Origin of the sequence: Streptomyces sp. NPDC048643 (genome assembly GCF_040650615.1) — a bacterium.
Classification (GTDB): domain Bacteria; phylum Actinomycetota; class Actinomycetes; order Streptomycetales; family Streptomycetaceae; genus Streptomyces.
Window position 1 is genome coordinate 41,578 of the sequence record NZ_JBEZHO010000056.1, and the last position, 19,921, is coordinate 61,498.

Below are 19,921 nucleotides of genomic sequence, written 5' to 3' on the forward strand. Positions count from 1 at the left end.
TTCAGGCGCAGCCAAGGGGGCGAACATGCGTTCTCGTCACACGACGACCATTACGGGATCTCTGCTCGCGGCATGTTTCTCGGCCGTGGTGATCCTTTCCGGCACCGCCGCCGCTGACGACCAGGGACCGGGCAGCGGCAAGGGCGGCAAGGCGATGGACAAGGCACCGGCGGGCGTGAAGGTGACCACGCTGCTGCCGTCGAAGATCTCGGTCGACAACAGTACGCGGAAGACGGCGATTACCGCCACGGTGAAGAACGAAGGGACAAAGGAAAGCGGCGACATCCGGCTTTTGGTGGTCGGTTTCGACGGCCTGAAGGTCAAGAACGTGAAGGGCTGCACGGCGATGGGAGAAAAGGATCTCCCGGACGGTTCGAACAGCGGTTTCGTCTGCTCCGTCGGTAATCTCGCGATGGGCAAGTCGAAATCGTACGCCGTCGATGCCACGTTCGATCTGGGGAAGACCGGAAAGATCTGTCTTCCGGTCCAGACGAGCGACGGGAAGAAGACCTACTGGCAGCAGGGACCGGTTCCGTTCGGGACGACGAACCCGTCGCCCGACGCGCCGGCCACCCCGCTGCTGCTGGGGACGGACAACAAGCCGGTGGCACCGGGCGGGGACTCGCTGCCGAAGACCGGTCCGGGCAGTTCGGTCCTGCCGTTCGGTGCGGCGGGCGCGGCCCTGATCTCGGCCGGAGCGGTCGGGATGTGGTGGGTCCGCCGCAGGCCGCGCCAGGAGGCGTGACCGCCGGGCACGGCCTCGGGTGAGAACGCGGAAGAGGCCCGCCGGGCGGGGTGGGTCACCCCCGGCGGGCCTCTTCCGCTGAACGTCACGTCCTCCAGGACGGCACGTCTCGCTCGGTGAGCTTCATTTCTCGCCGAACGCACCTCTTGTCGAGCGTCACTTCTTGTCGATGAGCTTCCACGCCGTCGGCAGCACGCCCATGGCCAGAGCGGCCTTGAGGGCGTCCCCGATCAGGAACGGCGTGAGGCCCGCCGCGACGGCCGCGCTCGCCGACATGCCGGTGGCCAGCGCCAGGTAGGGGACGCCGATCGCGTAGACGATCGCCTCGCCGATCAGCATCGTGCCCGCCATGCGCAGGACGGAGCGGTCGGCGCCACGACGGGCCAGGGACCCGACGACCGTCGACGCGAGCAGCATGCCGAGGACGTAGCCGAAGGACGGCGCCGCCGCACCCGAGCCGCCGCCCGCGAACCACGGGACGCCGGCCATGCCGACCAGCGCGTACACCGCGAGAGAGAGGAAACCGCGGCGCGCGCCGAGTGCCGTGCCGACGAGCAGCACGGCGAAGGTCTGGCCGGTCACCGGCACCGGGGACCCCGGGACGGGCAGCGAGATCTGGGCGGCGAGGCCGGTGAGCGCGGCACCGCCGACCACGAGGGCGACGTCGCGGACGCGGGAGGCCGGGAGGAGGTCGGCGAGGACCTCGCCGGGTCGGGAGGACGTGACGGCAGCGGTGCTCATGGGGACTCCGGCGAAGGGGATGCCCCGCGGACTCCTGGGGAGTTCGGGGGGAGGGCAGGTCGGGACACGGTGACGCTATCCCAGGGGCCTACGGGTGATCACCGTCAGCGCTCGACAAAGGGCGGAACGGGAGCTTGGTGGGCTCCTCACAAAGAACGGCCCGTACACCCGCGCGAAGGTGATGCTGGTCACTGCGGTGACGTGGCCCGTGCCGCGTTCCGGCGCCGGGCTCGACTGTGGGGACTCACCAAAGGGGTCGCGGCGATCCTGCCGAGGGGGCGCGACTCTCGCGCCGCTGTCGCCGGACCGCCGCCCCGACCCCACCCCGACCGCGACTCCGACTCCGACCCCGGCCCCGGCCCCGGCCCCGGCCCCGGCCCCGAAGTAAACGGAACCTCACGCTCCGTACGGGTCGCGTCCGCATGCTGGGCGGCCTTGCCCTCCCGGTGGTGGGGCTGCCCAGACTGTGGGCGTTTTTGCCGCTCGCACGTACTCGCACGTAAGGGACCACCCGCTCTCATGTCCCGCACCACCCTCGACACCCCGCCCGGCGACACCCCACCCGGCTCCGCCGACGCCGAGGCGCCCCTGTCCCACGGTCTGAAACAGCGTCACCTCTCGATGATCGCCCTCGGCGGTGTCATCGGCGCCGGACTGTTCGTCGGCTCCGGTGCCGGCATCGCCGCCGCCGGTCCGTCCATCGTCATCGCGTACGCCGTCTCGGGTCTGCTCGTCATGCTGGTGATGCGGATGCTCGGCGAGATGTCGGCCGCGTATCCGTCGTCCGGATCCTTCTCGGCGCACGCCGAGCGGGCGATCGGGCCCTGGGCCGGTTTCACGGCGGGCTGGGCCTTCTGGGTGCTGCTGTGCACGGCCGTCGGCCTGGAGGGCATCGCCGCCGCGAAGATCGTCACCGGCTGGCTGCCCGGCACGCCCGAGTGGGCGTGGGTGGCGCTGTTCATGGTCGTCTTCTGCGTGGCCAACCTCGCCGCGGTGAAGAACTTCGGCGAGTTCGAGTTCTGGTTCGCGGCGCTCAAGGTCGGCGCCATCGCGCTGTTCCTCGTGCTCGGCGTGCTGGCCATCACCGGCGTCCTGCCGGGTACGGACGCGCCCGGCACCGCGCACCTCACCGGCGACGGCGGCTTCCTGCCGAACGGCGGTGAGGGGCTCGTCATCGGCCTGCTCGCGTCGGTGTTCGCGTACGGCGGCCTGGAGACGGTGACGATCGCCGCGGCCGAGTCGCAGGATCCGGTCAAGGGCGTCGCGAGCGCGGTCCGCACCGCGATGTGGCGCATCGCGCTCTTCTACGTCGGCTCGATGGCGGTCATCGTCACGCTCGTGCCGTGGGACTCCGAGGCGGTCGTCACCAGCGGCCCGTACGTCGCCACCCTCGAACGCCTCGGCATTCCGGGGGCCGGGCAGCTGATGAACGTGGTCATCTTCGTGGCGCTGCTGTCGGCGATGAACGCGAACATCTACGGCTCCTCGCGCATCGCCTACTCCCTGGTCGAGCGCGGGCAGGGCCCGAAGGCGCTCGGCCGCGTCTCGTCGGGGGTGCCGCGGGTCGCCGTGCTCGTCTCCTGCGTCTTCGGTTTCGCCTGTGTCGTCCTCAGCTACTGGCGTCCGGACGACGTCTTCCCGTGGCTGCTGAACATGATCGGCGCGGTGATCCTGGTCGTCTGGATGTTCATCGCGGTCTCCCAACTGCGGCTGCGCCGCCGCCTGGACCGGGAGACGCCGCGGAAGCTGGTCGTCCGCATGTGGGCGTTCCCCGCACTGACCTGGATCGCGTTGGCCGGCATGGTCGCCGTCTTCGTCCTGATGGCCCGGGAGCCGGACACCCGCGTGCAGCTCTACTCCACGGGGGGCATGACGCTGTTCCTGGCGGCGGTCGGCTACGCCCGCCAGCGGGCCCGCGCCCGCGCCTGACCGGCCCTGCCGCCTCATCGAAGGGGCCCCCGCGCGATGACGACATCGCGCGGGGGCCCCTTCGTCGCACCCGGGGCTCGATTCCGGCCGCTCAAGGGTGCGGTGCGCGCCCGGGCACCCACCCTGACCCTGTTGCTGCTAGCGTGCAGTTGCGACCCATTCGCAATAAAGCGGAGGGGTGCTTGGCGGGTCGCGTGCCCGTCCGTACGCACCGTTGGGCGCCGGGACCGTGAAGCGTCCTGCTCGTGATCGTCTTCTCACCTTTCACGGAGCGGGCGGAAGAAAGGAAGCCCCCGCGAGGACATGACTCGCGGGGGCTCTCCTCTGCCCGGGTTCCGTGCACCCACGGCGTGGACAAGGGGTCTGCCTCCAGGACACGCGCGGTCGGAGCGAGTCCCTCGTGCGGGTAGGGCCGTCCGATGGGGGCGGAACCTGCTGTGCAGGGGGCGCTCGAGGTGAAAAGGCGTCGCGGTGGGGCGGAATTTGGGACCGTGGGCCCACCCAGGGAGCGCATACGCTCGCGGGGCCGGCGTCCGGCACCCGGACGCTTCCGGCCCTCGTGCCCGCTCTCTCCCCCCGGACCGGTTCCACACGGAGGTGTCGCCGTGGACGTGCGCTGCCCGAACTGCGGAGGACCGCTGCAGCGGTTCCGCAAGCTCACCAAGGACGAGGAGGCGCACGTGCGCCGGATCCTGGCGGTGGACGACCCCGCCGCCTATCACCGCTGCACCCGGAAGGGCTGCCGCCGCTTCCAGCGCTGGATCAACTGGCGGGACGGCGGCGACTTCCCGGAGGCCCAGGCCGCCACCTGACACGCGACCGGGGCCCGGCGTGTGCCGGGCCCCGGGGAGAGCGGGCCGCCGGCGGAGAGCGCCGGGCGGGGACGGATTACAGGTTGCTGAAGTCCGGACCCGCGGAACGGGAGCGCTTGAGCTCGTAGAAGCCCGGCACCGAGGCGACCAGGAGCGTGCCGTCCCAGAGCTTCGCGGCCTCCTCGCCCTTGGGCGCGGGGGTGACGACGGGGCCGAAGAAGGCGATCTGCTCGCCGTCGGCGCCGGGCACGGCGATGACCGGGGTGCCGACGTCCTGGCCGACCTTCTCGATGCCCTCCTTGTGGGAGGCGCGCAGCTCAGCGTCGAACTCGAAGTCGTCCTGGTCGGCGTAGTCGATCAGGTCGGCGGGGAGCCCGACCTCGTCGAGGGCGGCCGCGATGGCCTCCTTCGTCGGGCCCGCGCCCTCGTTGTGGATGCGGGTGCCGAGCGCGGTGTACAGCGGGCCCAGGATGTCGTCGCCGTGCTTCTGCCAGGCGGCGGTGACGACCCGGATCGGCTGCCACGCGGTGGTCGAGAGCATCTCGCGGTAGTGGTCGGGCAGCTCGTCCAGCTTCGGCTCGTTCAGGACGGCGAGGCTCATGATGTGCCAGCGCACCTCGATGTCGCGGACCTTCTCCACCTCGAGCACCCACCGCGAGGTCATCCAGGCCCAGGGGCACAGCGGGTCGAACCAGAAGTCGACGGGGGTCTTGCCGGAACTGGGCTGAGCGGTCTGCTCGGACATGGCTCTCCTCGGAACGCGGTCTTTGTGGGTGCAACGCACGAGGTCGTCCACACCATTCCCGCACGGCGCCCCCGTTCCGCCCTCCACGCCTGCCGGTGCCGTCCCACGGCGTCCCCGGCGCCGCGCTGTCCGGTGACAGGGGCACATGGCAGGATCGGTCCTGTTCACACATGTCTATGACGCCATGAGGGAGTGCAGCCGTGCCCGGTGAGAACCTGTCCCGCGACGAGGCCCAGGAGCGGGCGGCACTGCTGTCCGTCGACAGCTACGACGTCTTCCTCGACCTGCGCTCGGCCGTCGGGGAGACGGAGTCCGGTGACGCGGACGGCGGTCCCCGCACCTTCCGGTCGGTCACCACGCTCCGCTTCCGCTGCGCCGAGCCGGGCGCCGCGAGCTTCGCGGACCTGATCGCGCCGAGCGTCACGGCCGTCTCGCTCAACGGCCGGGACCTCGATCCGGGCGAGGTGTTCGACGGCGTGCGGATCCGGCTGGAGGATCTCGCCGCGGAGAACGAACTCGTGGTGGACGCCCAGTGCGCCTACTCCCGCACCGGCGAGGGCATGCACCGCTTCGTCGACCCCGAGGACGGCGAGGTCTACCTGTACACGCAGTACGAACCGGCGGACGCGCGGCGCGTGTTCGCCGACTTCGAGCAGCCGGACCTCAAGGCGCCGTTCCGTTTCGCGGTCCGGGCGCCCGAGGGCTGGACGGCCTGGAGCAACGGCGCGGGCGAACTCACCGACGGCGTCTGGCGGTTCGCCGAGACCAAGCCGATCTCGACGTACATCACGGCGGTCGTCGCCGGCCCGTACCACTACGTGACGGACTCCTACACGCGCACCTTCGACGACGGTACGACGCTGGAGATCCCGCTCGGCGCCATGTGCCGCAAGGGCCTGGCGCCCCACTTCGACGCCGACGACGTGTTCCTGGTGACCAAGCAGGGGCTGGACTTCTTCCACGACCACTTCGACTACCCGTACCCCTTCGGGAAGTACGACCAGGCGTTCGTGCCCGAGTACAACCTCGGCGCGATGGAGAACCCGGGCCTGGTCACCTTCCGCGAGGAGTACATCTTCCGCGGCAACGTGACGCAGGCGTCGTACGAGGCCCGGGCGAACGTCATCCTGCACGAGATGGCGCACATGTGGTTCGGCGACCTCGTCACCATGGTGTGGTGGGACGACCTGTGGCTGAAGGAGTCCTTCGCCGACTTCATGGGCACGTTCGCCAACGTCGGCGCCACCCGCTTCACCGACGCCTGGATCACCTTCGCCAACCGCCGCAAGGCCTGGGCCTACCGCGCCGACCAGCTGCCCTCCACGCACCCGATCACCGCCGACATCCGCGATCTCCAGGACGCCAAGCTCAACTTCGACGGCATCACCTACGCCAAGGGCGCCTCCGTCCTCAAGCAGCTGGTGGCGTACGTCGGGCAGGACGCCTTCCTGGAGGGCGCCCGCCGCTACTTCAAGCGGAACGCGTACGGCAACACGCGCCTCGGCGACCTGCTGTCGGTCCTGGAGGAGACCAGTGGACGCGACATGGCCGTCTGGGCCCGCTCCTGGCTCCAGACGGCGGGCGTCAACTCCCTCACCCCGCAGGTGGTGTTGAGCTCCGAGGGCCGCGTCACCGAACTGGCGGTGCTCCAGGAGGCCGCCGAGTCCCACCCCGAACTGCGCCCGCACCGCGTGGCCGTGGGCCTCTACCGGCGCGAGTCGCTGCGCGAGGGCGGCGACGGCGCGCTCGTGCGGTACGCGCGCGCCGAGGTGGACGTGGACGGTCCGCGGACGGTCGTCGCGGACCTGGCCGGCGCGCAGGCCCCTGACCTGGTTCTCGTCAACGACGACGACCTCACGTACTGCAAGATCCGCTTCGACGAGGGCTCGCTGGCGACCCTGCGCGACGGCCTCGGCGAGATGACCGACCCGCTCGCGCGGGCCCTGTGCTGGTCGGCCCTGTGGAACCTCACGCGTGACGCGCTGATGCCCGCCCGGGACTTCATCGGTCTGGTGCTGCGGTTCGCCGGGCGGGAGTCCGACATCGGCGTCCTCCAGACGCTGCACGGCTGGGCGGACTCCGCGCTCGTCCACTACGTGGCGCCCGACTGGCGCACCGAGGGCGCACGGCTGCTGGCCGAGGGCGCGCTCAAGGAGCTGCGGCTCACCGAGCCGGGCAGCCAGCACCAGCTCGCGTGGGCCCGCTTCTTCGCCCACGTGGCGTCGGGCGAGGCCGATCTCCAGCTGCTCCAGGGCCTGTTGGAGGGAACGGCGAAGATCGACGGGCTGGAGGTCGACCAGGAACTGCGCTGGGCGTTCCTGGAGCCGCTGGCCGCGCACGGCGTGGCCGACGAGTCGGTGATCGGCGCAGAACTCGCCCGCGACGACACGGCGTCGGGCAAGCGGCACCAGGTCCGCTGCCTGGCGGCCCGCCCCTCGGCGGCGGTCAAGGCGCAGGCCTGGGCGGCCGTCGTGGAGTCGGACGCGCTGTCCAACGCCCTGGTCGAGGCGACCATCTCCGGCTTCGCGCAGCCGTCGGGGCGCGCACTGCTCGCGCCCTACACCGACCGGTACTTCGCCGCGATCGACCGGGTCTGGGCGGAGCGGTCCATCCAGATCGGCATGGACGTGGTCAGGGGCCTGTTCCCCGGTCTCCAGGACTCCCCGGAGACGCTGGAGGCGACGGACGCGTGGCTCGCCGCGCACGAGGACGCGGCGCCCGCGCTGCGCCGGCTGGTGCTGGAGTCCCGCGACGACCTGGCACGGGCGCTGCGCGGCCAGGCCTGCGACATCGCCGCGGGCTGAACACCCGCACGACACACTCCGCTTCGAGGGCACCGGCGCCGCGCGCGTCCGGTGCCCTCGCCGCGTTCGCGCCGCGTTCGCGCCGTGGACCCGGCGGCGCTTCCCCCGGGACCTCCCGTCCGGTGTTCGGCGGGTGCCCTCTCCGGTGACTTCATCCGACGGGACCACTGGTTACGAATTACATGTATTCAGAGCCGTAACCCCTATTAGTCCCCGTCCGGACCAGCGCCTTTCGGCACTCGAACGCCCGTACTTTAGTGCGGGCTTGTCCGGATTTGTCGACGAGCGTGTAACAGCGGTTAGAGGACCGCTTCCGGGCGGGAAACCCCGGATCATGAACCACAACACCCCGCTCTCCCCCCGCCCCCTCCGTCACCTGTCCCACGTGCAGCGCCGGGTCCTGACCACGACTCAGCTGCGCAGCCACGGCGTCACGGCCGCCGAGACGAACGAGCAGTGCCGGGCGGGCGGAGCCTGGCAGCAGATCCTTCCGGGTGTGGTCCTGCTCCACCCCGGCCCGCCCACCGCCGAGGAGCGGCTGCAGGCCGCACTGCTGTACACCGCCCGCTCCCCCGCTCCCCACCGGGTGGCCTCCATCCCGGTGCAGCCGGGCGCCGAGGACCCGCACGCCCCGCAGCCGTTCGCGGACGTGCTGGTCACCGGCCTGGCGGCGCTGGCCCTGCACGGGTTCACCACGGCGCCGCCGCTGCTCTCCCTCGACACGATCGACGTGCTGGTGCCCCGGCTGCGCCGGCTGCGCTCGACGGGCTGCGTCCGTATCGTGCGGACGCCCTCGCTGCCCTCGCCCGCGTTCGTGACCGGCGTCCCGGTGGCGCCGGTGCCCCGCGCGCTGGCCGACGCGGTCGCGGAACTCGCCGACGCCGACGTCGTACGCAGGCTGCTGACGGAAGCGGTACGCGGGGGGCACTGCGAACCGGCGGCCGTGGTGCGGGAGTTGACGGCGGCCCGGCTGCTGGGCCGGCCGCACGTGGTGGACGCGGTGGACTCGCTGCTGGCGGAGGGCCGGGCGATCGCGGAGGACCGCCTGTACCGGATGGTCCGCGAGCACGGCCTGCCCGACCCGGTGTGGAACGTGGACCTGCGGCTGCCCGGCGGCCCGCACATCGGCGGCCTCGACGCGTACTGGCCCGAGCAGGCGGTGGCGGTCGAGCTGGACACCCGCGCCCCGCGGCAGGACGAGGACGCGTTGTGGTCCGAGTACGCCCGCAAGCGTGAGGTGCTGGAGCGGCTCGGGATCACCGTCGTCCACATCACGCCGAAGAAGCTCCGTGAGGCGATGGAGCAGCAGGCCACGGTCGTCCGTACCGCGCTGATGGCGTCGGCGGACCGCGATCCCGCGGCGCATGTCGTGGTACTGCCCCGGTAGTGACGGACCGGGGTGGTGGCAGGAGGGGAGGGAAGGGGCCCGCGCGACGGCGCGGGCCCCTTCCCGTGTGCCCCTCTTCGCCAAGGAGACCTGGCGATCCGGAGACCTGGGGGAAGCACTTGTTCCGAGGGCGTTGTCGGTGGGCCGTTCTACTGTGGGGCGGACAGCAGATCCATGCACCGACGTGCCTGCCGTGACGAGCAGGACGCCCGAGGGGAGAGCCCGATGACGACCCTGCCCGGTCGCCCGAACACCGCACTGCTGGTGGTCGACATGCAGCACGGCGCGGTGGACGCCGCCCACAACCGCGCCGAGGTGATCGAGAACATCAACATCCTGGTCGCCAGGGCCCGCGCCGAGGCGGTGCCGGTGATCTGGGTGCAGCACTCGGACGACGAGATGAAGGTCGGCAGCGAGGCCTGGACCTATGTGCCGGAGCTGGTCCGCGAGGACACCGAGCCCGTCGTCCACAAGAACTACGGCGACTCGTTCGAGGCCACCGACCTGGAGGACGTGCTAGCCCAGCGGGGCGTCGGCCACCTGGTCGTCACCGGCGCCCAGACCGACGCCTGCGTCCGCTCCACCCTGCACGGCGCGTTCACCCGCGGGTACGACGTGACGCTGGTCGGCGACGCCCACACCACGGAGGACCTCACCGCGTACGGCGCGCCCGCCCCGGCCCAGGTCGTCGCGCACACGAACCTGTACTGGCGGGGGCAGGACGCGCCGGGCCGGCAGGCGGCCACGGTCGACACCGCGAAGGTGGCCTTCACGGCGACGACCGCGGACTAGAGCGGCCGGCGGCTAGCGGGTCCGGGCCGTCCGGCCCGCCGCCGGCCGCTTTCCGCAGAACTCCGCCTCGATCACCGCGTCGCTGTCGCCCGACCAGTCCCCGTTGAAGTTGAAGGCGAGGGCGTGCCGGCCGTCCGCCGTGGTGACGGCGGAGGAGGTCGAGCCGTGGATGCCCCCGTCGTGGCCCCACACGTGGACACCGCAGCTCAGTTCGCGGTCGATGAGACCGAGGCCGTAGCCCGCGTTCGGGACCTCGTCGACGCGGACCGTCGTCTTCATCTCGGCGAGCTGCTTGCGCGGCAGCAGCCTGCCGCGCAGGAGGGCGGTGTAGAAGCGGTTCAGGTCGGCGTTGTCGGAGATCATCCCGCCGGCCGAGGCGGCGAGCGTCGGGTTGAGCGTGGTGACGTCGTACGTCGGTCCCGTCGTGGTCCTGGCCAGCTTGGAGTAGGCCCTGCTGCTGGGTCGCGGCAGCGTCGCCGTGGTGCCGGGGACCGACGTGCCGCGCAGTCCGAGCGGTTCGATGATGCGGTCCCGGATCTCCGTGGCGTAGGAGTGCCCGGTGACCTTCCGGATCACCATTCCGGCCAGGATGTAGTTCGTGTTGGAGTAGCTCCAGGAGGCGCCCGGCGCGAAGTTCGGTTCGTGGGCCATGGCGATCGCGACGAGGTGTTCCGGTGTCGCGGTGTCGTAGCGGTGCCGGACGAAGCCGTCCTTGGCGAAGTAGGTGCGCACGAAGTCGTCGTCGGTCGTGTAGTCGAAGATCCCGCTCGTGTGGTTGAGGAGCCGGCGGAGGGTGATCTTCCTTCCGTCGTTGCCGTTGCCCCGCACCACGCCGGGCAGCCAGTGGTCCACCGTGTCGTCCAGCGACAGCCGTCCCTCCGCCTCCAGTTGGAGCAGCACGGTGGAGACGAACGTCTTGGTGATGCTGCCGACGCGGTAGTGGTCGGCGGTGGAGCGCGGTGCACCGGTCCGCAGGTCGCCGGTGCCCGCCGTCGCGGACCAGGTGCCGTGCCGGCCGGAGGCCGTCGCCGTCACGCCCGGCACACCGTCGCGTACGGCCGCCTCCATGGCCTGCCGGGTCGGCGCGTGGCCCGCTCCCGCGGCGGGCGCCGCCACCGCGGTGCCCGCCAGCGCCGCGGCGACCGCCACGGCGGTGGCTCCCACAAGTCCCGTACGTACCCTCATGTCTTCCCCCGTCTCACTGTCGAACGTGTCAGGGGGACGGACCCGGGTCCGCGGCACGGGGTTGCCCGGTCCGCGCGGGTTGAGCTGCTTTCAGCCCTTCTTCAGGATCAGCTCCGTGTTGCGGTCGCGCGAGGTGCCGGCGAGGTCGGTGCGGGCGCCGGGCGTGTTGAAGGACAGCTCGCGGTAGAGCGCGGCCAGGCCCGTCTGGCTGAGGTCGGAGAAGTCCGTGGCGTGCGGGGCGGCTGACTCGATGAGGGTGGTGAACAGGGAGAGCGTGCCGTCCTTGTTGTCGACCAGTTCGATGACGCGGGCGAGTTGGGGGAAGTCGACGTGTGAGGCGGTGGAGATCTCCCAGAAGGAGCGGTTGCCGGGGGCGGCGTGCGGGGTGATGTCGTTCTTGTGGGAGTGGCCGTTCACCCAGGCCAGCACATTGCTGAAGCGCGCGAGGAGGGCGACGACCTCGTCCCCGCCGTGCCGCTTCTCCCCCGGGTGGGTCGGGTCGGCGTTCATGTTGCGCATCGTCTTGCTGGTGTGGTGGCTGAAGACGATGACGTAGGCGTCCTTGTTGTCGCGCAACGTCTTCTCCAGCCAGCGCAGTTGCGCCGTTCCGACGGACCCCTCGTAGTGACCGCCGGGGTCGGTGGTGTCGAGGCTGACACCGATGACGTCCTCCGCGATGCGGAACGTGTAGTACTGGGTGCCCGCGGAGAGGTTCGCGGAGGAGTAGCCGTGGCCGATCGGGCCGGGCCCGGTGTGCGCCGGGTCGAGGTGCGCCTTGAGGTACTCGGCCGGCGTGAACGGGGCCCGGTTCTCGTCGGGGGTGACCGAGCGCATCTGCCGGGTGTGCGCCTTGAGCAGGGCGTGGACCTCGGCGCCCTTGGGGCTGGAGCCCTTCTTCATGCTCTTGGCGAGTTTGTCGCACTCCGCCGCGCCCAGGGACATCAGCTTCTTGCCGCCGACGGCGAACTCGGTGAGGTACGAGTCGCCCCGCGTGCCGTAGCAGCCCAGCGGGAGGGCGTCGTGGTTGCCGACGGTGGAGTACCAGGGCAGGCTCAGGCCGGGACTGCGCAGCTCGCGGATGGCCGCCTCCAGGAACCCCTGGATGCGCGGGAACCCGAGCTGCTTGTCGGCGTCGCGCAGGGCCGCGTCGGGCTGCCAGTAGGTCTTGAGGCCGCTGGCCTGGACCCCCTCGTAGTGCCGCGGGTCGCCGCTGTTCGGGCTGATGCGGCCGCCGCTCATGACCTTCAGGAACCAGTCCAGTTCCGTCCTGGAGTTGTTGTCCGTGTTGTCGCCGGTGGTCATGACGAAGTGCAGCGGGGAGCCGGTGACGGGGGCTCCCCGCAGGGAGTTGACCCGCTCCACGAGGGAGACGGCTCCGGCGACGGTCAGGGTCTCCTGGGGGCGCCAGAAGCTCTTGTTCTGGGCGCGCAGGTACTCCAGGCGCAGCGGGTGCTGGGCGTCGGTCAGGTGCAGGTCGGTGAGCTGCACGAAGGAGGCGAGCGCGGTGCGCCGGTCGGCGCGGCCCTTCTTCCCCGCGGCCAGTTCGTCCCGGACGACGCGCTGCCAGCCGGCGCCGTCGCCGAGCCGCCGGTACCCGGAGGTGCCGGAGCGTGGGGCGGCGACGCCGCGCAGTGTGGTGCCGCGGGTGTAGGGGACCAGCTCGGGCGGGGCGAGCGGCGTGACCGCCGCCGACCGGGCCTCGGACTGGGCGACGGAGTCGGCGACGGTCTCCCGTCCCGGGGTCGCGGCGTGCGCCGCGGCCTCCGGGCGCCGGGCGAGGCCGACGCCGGCGGAGAGCGACAGGGCTCCGGTGGCGGCGAGCAGGGTGCGGCGGTTGAGAGCGGGTACGGCGGCGACAGAGCGTGTGCGCGACATGGCGCGGTCTCCCCGAGTGCGAACGCGTCGGCTGTGGTCGCGGGGCGCCAGGAACGAACACCCCGCTCACCATGGATCGTTGGCAGCGGGGGTGACCTGCGCGTTAACTCGGCAGCAACGCCCGGCGCCGATCACCGTACGTGGATCTTGGCGCACCCTGTGCGTCCATGGAGCCCTGTCCGAACGGCCCGGGCCCGGTCACTCCGCGTTCACCTTCCTGGGTAGGGGAGCTTCGTTCGCCCCCAGGGAAACGATCGCCACCCTCGGGAGCCGGACGCACCGCGAGCATCTGACGGTAGATCACCGTCACGGCACGAAGGCGTCCCGCCACGGCGCGCACACGAAAGAACGTCGGATCGGCGGAAGCGGACGCGGCATCGTCCGGCATGTCCGCTCATAGCGGGTGATCACCGGCGTGGCGTATGGCGGAAGTACGCCATGGCTTCATCCCGCATCGGTCAACTCTCCCCAAACAACTGTCCCTTAGGTAAAGCTGAGCGGTCATCCGGGTTCACATACCGGACTGACGCGACCGGCCCGAATCGACTGCCGGAACCGGCCGCTCCACGCTCGTTCCTTTACCTACAAGGGATGCAGATGATCTCCGACCCTCAGCGCGCCCCGATATCGGGCGCGAGACGCGTGGCCCGCATTGCCGTGGCCGCGGGCCTGGTGGCCGCGCTCTCCGCGGCCGGGCCGATACCCATGGCCTTCTCCGCGGACCCGGGTGCGCCCACCGCCGACCCCGGCACCAAGTCAGCCGCCGCCAAGCTCGGTTCGAGCGACGCCGACCTCCTCACCGAGGCCAAGGCGAACGGCGACAAGAACGTCACGATGATGATCGCCACGGCTCCCGGCAGGACCGAGCAGGTGGCCGAGCAGCTGGACGCGGTCAAGGGCGGCTCGGTGGGCCGTACCTACGACAAGCTCGGCTACGTCCGGGCGACCGTCCCGACGGGCCGGGCGGACGCGGCCATCGCCGCCGCCGCGAAACTGTCCTCGGTGCACGGGATCGATCTGCGCCAGGAGATCGCGCTGGACGACCCGACGCCGAGCGCCGACACCGCGAAGCACGGCAGCAACACCGCGACGGCCACCACGTACCGGGCCCCCGGCAAGAACACCCCCGCCGAGAACCCGTACAACCCGTCCTTCGAGACGGGTGCCGTCGACTTCGTGAAGGACCACCCGAAGGCGGACGGCCGCGGGGTCACCATCGGCATCCTGGACTCGGGGGTCGACCTCGGCCACCCCGCGCTCCAGAAGACCACCACCGGCGAGCGCAAGATCGTCGACTGGGTGACCTCGACGGACCCGATCCTCGACAGCGACGCGACGTGGCGCCCGATGATCACGCCCGTGGCCGGGCCCACCTTCACGTACAGCGGCCGGACGTGGACGGCGCCGGCGGGCTCCTACGAGATCAGCACCTTCCGCGAGTCGGTGACGGCCGGCGGTGACGCCAAGGGCGACGCGAACCGCGACGGCGACACGACCGACGTCTGGGGTGTGCTCTACGACCCGGCGGCGGGCACGGTGACCGTCGACCTGAACAACAACGGCGACTTCACCGACGACAAGCCGATGAAGCCGTACAAGGACGGCTTCCAGATCGGCTACTTCGGTACCGACAACCCGGCGACGGACGTCGTCGAGCGCCAGCCCTTCGTCGTGGAGATCCGCAAGGACGTCCCGATGGACCCGTACGGCGGCGACTGGGTCGGCCAGAAGCGCGACTTCGTCAACATCGGCGTCATCGAGTCCGAGCACGGCACCCACGTCGCGGGCATCACCTCCGCGAACGGCCTGTTCGGCGGGAAGATGAACGGCGCGGCGCCCGGCGCGAAGATCGTCTCCTCGCGCGCCTGCACCTGGACCGGCGGCTGCACCAACGTCGCGCTCACCGAGGGCATGATCGACCTCGTCGCCAACCGTGGCGTCGACATCGTCAACATGTCCATCGGCGGACTGCCGGCGCTCAACGACGGCAACAACGCGCGCAGCGAGCTCTACACGCGTCTCATCGACACCTACGGCGTCCAGCTGGTGATCTCCGCGGGCAACTCCGGCCCCGGCGCGAACACCATCGGCGACCCGGGCCTGGCCGACAAGGTCATCTCGGTCGGCGCGACCATCTCCAAGGACACCTGGGCCTCCAACTACGGCTCGCAGGTGGAGAAGAAGTACGCGATGCTGCCCTTCTCCTCGCGCGGCCCGCGTGAGGACGGCGGCTTCGCGCCGACGCTGAGCGCGCCCGGCGCCTCCATCAACTCCACCCAGACCTGGCTGCCGGGCTCCCCGGTCGCCGAGGCGGGCTACACCCTGCCGGCCGGCTACTCGATGCTCCAGGGCACCTCGATGGCGTCGCCGCAGGCCGCGGGCGCCTCCGCCCTGCTGATCAGCGCCGCGAAGCAGAAGGGCCTCGACCTCACCCCGGCGACCCTGCGCACCGCGCTGACGTCGACCGCCGACCACATCAAGGGTGTCCAGGCGTACGAGGAGGGTGCGGGGCTCATCAACATCCCCGACGCCTGGGACTCGATCCGTGACGGCGCCACCGCCCACGACTACGCCGTGAAGGCGCCGGTCGACACCGCGATCGACTACGCGCTGAAGACGCCGGGCTTCGGCACCGGCCTCTACGACCGCGAGGGCGGTCTCAAGGCGGGCGAGCGCAGGACGTACGACATCACCGTCACGCGTACGTCCGGTGAGGACCGGGCGATCCGGCACGAGCTGTACTTCGAGAACAACGCCGAGAACACCTTCCGCATCGTCGGCTCGGACGAGGTCAGGCTCCCGCTGAACCAGCCGGTGACCGTCAAGGTCCAGGCCGCCCCGCGGTCGGCCGGTCTCAAGAGCGCGATCCTCGAGGTCGACGACCCGCGCACCGAGGGCGTCGACAAGCAGATCCTGTCGACCGTCGTCGTCTCCGCGCCGGTCAAGTACACCTACAAGGCGTCGGGTTCGGTGCAGCGCAACAGCACCACGTCCTACTTCGTCACGGTCCCCGAGGGCGCCTCCGCGCTGGAGGTCGCGATCGGCGGGCTGAAGGACAAGAGCCAGACCCGGTTCATCTCGATCCACCCGTACGGCGTTCCGGTGGAGGACACCGGCACCCCGTACTGCTACAACAACTACCTCGACGGCAACGGCTGCAAGCCCGACGTGCGTTCGTACGCGGACCCGCAGGCCGGCGTCTGGGAGATCGAGGTCGAGGCGCGCCGTACCTCGCCGCTGCTCGACAACCCGTACAAGCTCGATGTCGCCGTGCTCGGTGCGGCGTTCGACCCGGCGGTCGTGACCGTCCCCGAGGCCAAGGTGGGCGTCCCGTCCACCGCCTCCTGGAAGGTGACGAACAACTTCGCCGCGATCGACGGCAAGCTCAAGGGCGGCCCGCTCGGCTCCTCGAAGAGCACCCGGCCGACCATCGCCGACGGCGCGACGCAGACCACCACCGTCGAGGTGCCCGCGGGTGCCGCGTCGCTCGACGTGTCCATCGGCAACGTCTCGGACACCGCCGCCGACCTGGACCTGACGGTGTACGACGCCGCCGGGACGGTCGTCGGGCAGTCCGCGGACGGTGACTCGGAGGAGGCCGTCTCCATCGCCTCCCCCGCCGCCGGCACGTACACCGTCGAGGTCGCGGGCTACTCGGTCCCGTCGGGCTCGACCGCGTACGACTACCTGGACGTGTTCTTCTCCGGCGCGCTCGGCACGGTCACGGTCGACGACTCCACCCCGGTGAAGCTCGCCACCGGTGCCTCGGCCACGGTGTCCGGTTCGGTCACCGCCGCCGCGGCCGCGCCCGAGGGTCGCGAGTTCTTCGGTCAGGTCCAGCTGGTGAACGCGCGCGGAACCGTCGCGGGCACCGGCAGCGTGAAGATCGAGAAGGTCACGCCGTGACGGCGTAGGCCTCCGGCCGCGTGAGCGGTACGGGCACGGGGCGGGCGTCCGGAGACGGGCGCCCGCCCTTTCGTGTGTGCCGCGGCCCCTCCGCGCGGCCCGTGCCACCCGTCACTGTGCGCGCCCCTGCCACCCGTCACGGTCGTGGGCCGGTCACTCGTAACCGTCGGGGGCCGGGCCGCCCGTCACCGTCGGCGGGACGGGCCACCCTCACTCCTCGCACTTCAGACCGCGGGACTCGGGCAGTGCCTTGACGATCCAGGAGCGCTCGCGGGCGATGGCCTCGTCCCCCGTGGTCCAGATGTCGGGGCCGGCCGCGTGCCGCGGGATGCCGACCAGCACCTCGTCGCCCTTGTGCAGGCGGGGAAAGACGTCCCGCTCCATCAGGAAGCTGACCTCCTTCTCGCCCTTGGCCGGCTTGTAGTAGTGGTAGACGTCGAGGGTGATCCGGTCCTGCCCGGTGCCGGGTTCCTGGCTCACGCGGGCGACCGTGCCCTCGGCGATGAGCCGGGAGCAGGCGATGTAGCCCGGCGCGCTGAGCAGACTCCCGGCGCCCTGGTCCGCCTTGGCGTCACTGGCGGCGTCGTTCGCTCCGGTCCCGCCCTGCGCGACCAGCCAGCCCATGCCGACGACCAGCGAGGCCACCGCGGCCGCCGCGAGGGCACCGGCGCCGACGGCGAACGCGCCGCGCCGCCGGGAGCGGCCCGGGGCGCTCCCCGCAGGGCCCTCCCCCGGCCTCCCCGTGGCCGTGGACGTCCGGGACCCGGCCGGTTTCCCGGACTTCTCAGCCGTCCTCGCCTTCCTCGGCTTCCCGGACTTCTTGGCGGCGTCGGCGGGTTCGCTGCCGGTCCCCGGGGCCGCCAGAGCGTCCCCGATGACGATCAGCTGCTCCCGGAGCATGTCCACGTCCTCGCGGGCCGCACGGTGCTCGGCCATGAACACGACGTCGTCGCGGGCGCCCTGGGGCAGTGACGCGTCCGTGATCGCGGCCAGCAGCGCGTCGACCCCTTCGTACTCGGCCACGTCACACCACCTCGTCCTCGTGCAGGCGGGCGCGCAGCGCGCGGACCGCCGTGTGCAGCCTGCTCTTGACCGTGCCCTCGGGTATGCCGAGTTCGTCGGCGATCTCGCGCACGGGCAGATCGGCGTAGAACCGCAGGACCACGACCTGGCGCTGGGCGTCCGGCAGTTCGTCCAGGCCCTGTGCGACGGCCAGCGCGAGCACGCTGGACTCCTCGTCGGAGGGCTGCTCCAACTGGCGCAGCGAGGCGAGGCGTTCACCGATCCGCTCCTGCCGGCGCTTGGCCCGGTGCCAGTCCATCGCCAGGTTCGAGGCGACGACGGCCGCCCAGGCGGACACGTCGCGCGGTGCCTCGTCCCCCTTGGCCGCGCGCTCCAGCAGCCGCAGCCGTACCTGCTGCACCCCGTCCGGCAGGTCCGCCTGGGGCACCCCGCCGAGCGCGAGCACGGCCCGCACCCGGCGTTCCTGCGCCGCGTCCAGGGGGTCGTCCGCCCCCGGTGCGCGGCGTGGCTTTCTGCGCAGCACAGCCACCCTCCCCTCCCGCGTTTCCCCTAGGACGCCGGTGCGGGCCGAAACGTTCGGCCCACTTCGAGTCGTACGTCACACCGGACCGGAAACCATGACGGGGCCCACACCGTACGGCTTGTGGTTCCCCTTCGTCCCGGGACGATTTCTTCGTACCCGGGGGTCCGGCCGCCGCAGGATCGGGCTCCCGAAGCCCCGTGCAGGCGTCCCGATCCTCGGACGGCGCGGCGAAAGGATTGGACACGCGGGCCCGGGTCAGACGCATGATGGAAACGCTGGACCACGTAAAACGCACGCAAAGGGAGTCGCCGTGAGGGTCGGAATCGTCGGAGCCACCGGTCAGGTCGGCACAGTCATGCGCAGGATCCTCGTCGAGCGGGACTTCCCGGTCGACGAGCTGCGCCTGTTCGCCTCGGCCCGATCGGCCGGGACGGTCGTCGACGGTGTCACGGTGGAGGACGCTTCCACGGCGGACTACTCCGGCCTGGACATCGTGCTCTTCTCCGCGGGCGGCGCGACCTCGAAGGCGCTGGCCGAGAAGGTCGCCGCGCAGGGTGCCGTCGTGATCGACAACTCCTCCGCCTGGCGCAGGGACCCCGAGGTGCCCCTCGTCGTCTCCGAGGTGAACCCGCACGCGATCGCCGACCGCCCCAAGGGCATCATCGCCAACCCGAACTGCACGACGATGGCCGCGATGCCGGTCCTGAAGCCGCTGCACGAGGAGGCGGGCCTGGAGGCGCTCGTCGTCGCCACCTACCAGGCGGTGTCCGGTTCCGGCGTCGCGGGCGTGGCGGAGCTGCACGGCCAGGCACTCAAGGTCGTCGCCGAGGCCGACAAGCTGACCCACGACGGCGAGGCGGTCGACTTCCCCGAGCCGCAGGTCTACAAGCGGCCCATCGCGTTCAACGTGCTCCCGCTCGCCGGCTCCGTCGTCGACGACGGCCTGAACGAGACCGACGAGGAGCAGAAGCTCCGCAACGAGTCCCGCAAGATCCTGGAGATCCCCGCCCTCAAGGTCTCCGGCACCTGCGTGCGTGTCCCGGTCTTCTCCGGCCACTCCCTCCAGGTGAACGCCCGCTTCGCGCGCCCGCTCTCCGCCGAGCGCGCCACCGAGCTGCTCGCGGGCGCCCCGGGCGTCGTCCTCTCCGACATCCCGACGCCCCTCCAGGCCGCCGGCAAGGACGCGTCGTTCGTCGGCCGCATCCGCCAGGACGAGACCGCCGAGCACGGCCTCGCGCTGTTCGTCTCCAACGACAACCTCCGCAAGGGCGCCGCGCTGAACGCGGTGCAGATCGCGGAGCTGGTCGCGGCCGAGCTGAAGGACCGCCAGGGCTGACGTTCCGGGCCACCGGATGGTTCGGGAGGGCGGGGGCCTGACCGGCACCGCGACCCGCTATCTCCGGGTGACCTTCACCGGCAACACCGGCTGGCCGGCGGGACAACTGTCCGAACTG

General features: G+C 71.3%; 14 protein-coding genes. 8 read left to right on the forward strand and 6 right to left on the reverse strand.

Annotated elements, in window-relative coordinates:
• Window positions 1–25 precede the first annotated feature (25 nt).
• The gene (locus AB0C62_RS35780) at window positions 26–745 is read left to right on the forward strand and encodes an LPXTG cell wall anchor domain-containing protein (protein ID WP_362980461.1); all 720 of its coding nucleotides are present in this window, start codon (window positions 26–28) and stop codon (window positions 743–745) included.
• Between the two features lie 156 nt (window positions 746–901).
• Here the strand turns inward: AB0C62_RS35780 and AB0C62_RS35785 are convergent, their stop codons facing one another.
• Window positions 902–1,486, reverse strand: a complete 585-nt coding sequence (locus AB0C62_RS35785; protein WP_362980463.1) for a biotin transporter BioY — start codon at window positions 1,484–1,486, stop codon at window positions 902–904.
• 519 nt (window positions 1,487–2,005) lie between these two features.
• Here AB0C62_RS35785 and AB0C62_RS35790 point away from each other — a divergent pair.
• Both AB0C62_RS35790 and AB0C62_RS35795 read left to right on the forward strand, forming a co-directional pair.
• Window positions 2,006–3,415: an amino acid permease gene (locus AB0C62_RS35790; protein ID WP_362980465.1), complete on the forward strand. Its 1,410-nt coding sequence runs from the start codon at window positions 2,006–2,008 to the stop codon at window positions 3,413–3,415.
• 605 nt (window positions 3,416–4,020) lie between these two features.
• Entirely contained in the window at window positions 4,021–4,227 is a 207-nt protein-coding gene (locus tag AB0C62_RS35795; RefSeq protein ID WP_362980467.1) for a hypothetical protein, read from the forward strand.
• A gap of 76 nt (window positions 4,228–4,303) precedes the next feature.
• Here AB0C62_RS35795 and AB0C62_RS35800 read toward each other — a convergent pair whose 3' ends face one another.
• The gene (locus AB0C62_RS35800) at window positions 4,304–4,972 is read right to left on the reverse strand and encodes a DsbA family protein (RefSeq protein WP_362980469.1); all 669 of its coding nucleotides are present in this window, start codon (window positions 4,970–4,972) and stop codon (window positions 4,304–4,306) included.
• A 200-nt stretch (window positions 4,973–5,172) separates the two neighbouring features.
• Between AB0C62_RS35800 and pepN the strand changes: the two genes are divergently transcribed.
• From pepN to AB0C62_RS35815, 3 genes are all read left to right on the forward strand, one after another.
• Window positions 5,173–7,776, forward strand: coding sequence for an aminopeptidase N (pepN, locus tag AB0C62_RS35805; protein ID WP_362980471.1), 2,604 nt, complete (start codon window positions 5,173–5,175; stop codon window positions 7,774–7,776).
• A 334-nt stretch (window positions 7,777–8,110) separates the two neighbouring features.
• On the forward strand, window positions 8,111–9,163 hold the full coding sequence (locus tag AB0C62_RS35810; RefSeq protein WP_362980473.1) for a hypothetical protein: 1,053 nt from the start codon (window positions 8,111–8,113) through the stop codon (window positions 9,161–9,163).
• Between the two features lie 225 nt (window positions 9,164–9,388).
• The gene (locus AB0C62_RS35815; RefSeq protein WP_362980475.1) at window positions 9,389–9,955 is read left to right on the forward strand and encodes an isochorismatase family protein; all 567 of its coding nucleotides are present in this window, start codon (window positions 9,389–9,391) and stop codon (window positions 9,953–9,955) included.
• 12 nt (window positions 9,956–9,967) lie between these two features.
• Here AB0C62_RS35815 and AB0C62_RS35820 read toward each other — a convergent pair whose 3' ends face one another.
• Together AB0C62_RS35820 and AB0C62_RS35825 are read right to left on the reverse strand one after the other, a co-directional pair.
• Window positions 9,968–11,140, reverse strand: a complete 1,173-nt coding sequence (locus AB0C62_RS35820) for a serine hydrolase domain-containing protein (protein WP_362980477.1) — start codon at window positions 11,138–11,140, stop codon at window positions 9,968–9,970.
• Window positions 11,141–11,230: 90 nt separating this feature from the next.
• Window positions 11,231–13,015, reverse strand: a complete 1,785-nt coding sequence (locus tag AB0C62_RS35825) for a TIGR03767 family metallophosphoesterase (RefSeq protein ID WP_362980479.1) — start codon at window positions 13,013–13,015, stop codon at window positions 11,231–11,233.
• A 597-nt stretch (window positions 13,016–13,612) separates the two neighbouring features.
• On the opposite strand from AB0C62_RS35825, the gene AB0C62_RS35830 reads away from it, so the two are divergent.
• On the forward strand, window positions 13,613–16,921 hold the full coding sequence (locus tag AB0C62_RS35830) for a S8 family serine peptidase (protein ID WP_362980481.1): 3,309 nt from the start codon (window positions 13,613–13,615) through the stop codon (window positions 16,919–16,921).
• Window positions 16,922–17,131: 210 nt separating this feature from the next.
• Here the strand turns inward: AB0C62_RS35830 and AB0C62_RS35835 are convergent, their stop codons facing one another.
• Together AB0C62_RS35835 and AB0C62_RS35840 are read right to left on the reverse strand one after the other, a co-directional pair.
• On the reverse strand, window positions 17,132–17,944 hold the full coding sequence (locus tag AB0C62_RS35835) for a hypothetical protein (RefSeq protein WP_362980483.1): 813 nt from the start codon (window positions 17,942–17,944) through the stop codon (window positions 17,132–17,134).
• Between the two features lies 1 nt (window position 17,945).
• A complete protein-coding gene (locus AB0C62_RS35840; protein ID WP_362980485.1) occupies window positions 17,946–18,473 on the reverse strand; it encodes a sigma-70 family RNA polymerase sigma factor in 528 nt (175 codons plus the stop codon).
• A 304-nt stretch (window positions 18,474–18,777) separates the two neighbouring features.
• On the opposite strand from AB0C62_RS35840, the gene AB0C62_RS35845 reads away from it, so the two are divergent.
• Window positions 18,778–19,803: an aspartate-semialdehyde dehydrogenase gene (locus AB0C62_RS35845; protein WP_362980487.1), complete on the forward strand. Its 1,026-nt coding sequence runs from the start codon at window positions 18,778–18,780 to the stop codon at window positions 19,801–19,803.
• Window positions 19,804–19,921: the final 118 nt, after the last annotated feature.

Coding starts and splice junctions, on each gene's coding strand:
- AB0C62_RS35830 (WP_362980481.1), top strand. CDS start 13,613: ATGATCTCCGACCCTCAGCGCGCCCCGATATCGGGCGCGAGACGCGTG.
- AB0C62_RS35825 (WP_362980479.1), bottom strand. CDS start 13,015: ATGTCGCGCACACGCTCTGTCGCCGCCGTACCCGCTCTCAACCGCCGC.
- AB0C62_RS35800 (WP_362980469.1), bottom strand. CDS start 4,972: ATGTCCGAGCAGACCGCTCAGCCCAGTTCCGGCAAGACCCCCGTCGAC.
- AB0C62_RS35790 (WP_362980465.1), top strand. CDS start 2,006: ATGTCCCGCACCACCCTCGACACCCCGCCCGGCGACACCCCACCCGGC.
- AB0C62_RS35780 (WP_362980461.1), top strand. CDS start 26: ATGCGTTCTCGTCACACGACGACCATTACGGGATCTCTGCTCGCGGCA.
- AB0C62_RS35815 (WP_362980475.1), top strand. CDS start 9,389: ATGACGACCCTGCCCGGTCGCCCGAACACCGCACTGCTGGTGGTCGAC.
- AB0C62_RS35820 (WP_362980477.1), bottom strand. CDS start 11,140: ATGAGGGTACGTACGGGACTTGTGGGAGCCACCGCCGTGGCGGTCGCC.
- AB0C62_RS35810 (WP_362980473.1), top strand. CDS start 8,111: ATGAACCACAACACCCCGCTCTCCCCCCGCCCCCTCCGTCACCTGTCC.
- AB0C62_RS35785 (WP_362980463.1), bottom strand. CDS start 1,486: ATGAGCACCGCTGCCGTCACGTCCTCCCGACCCGGCGAGGTCCTCGCC.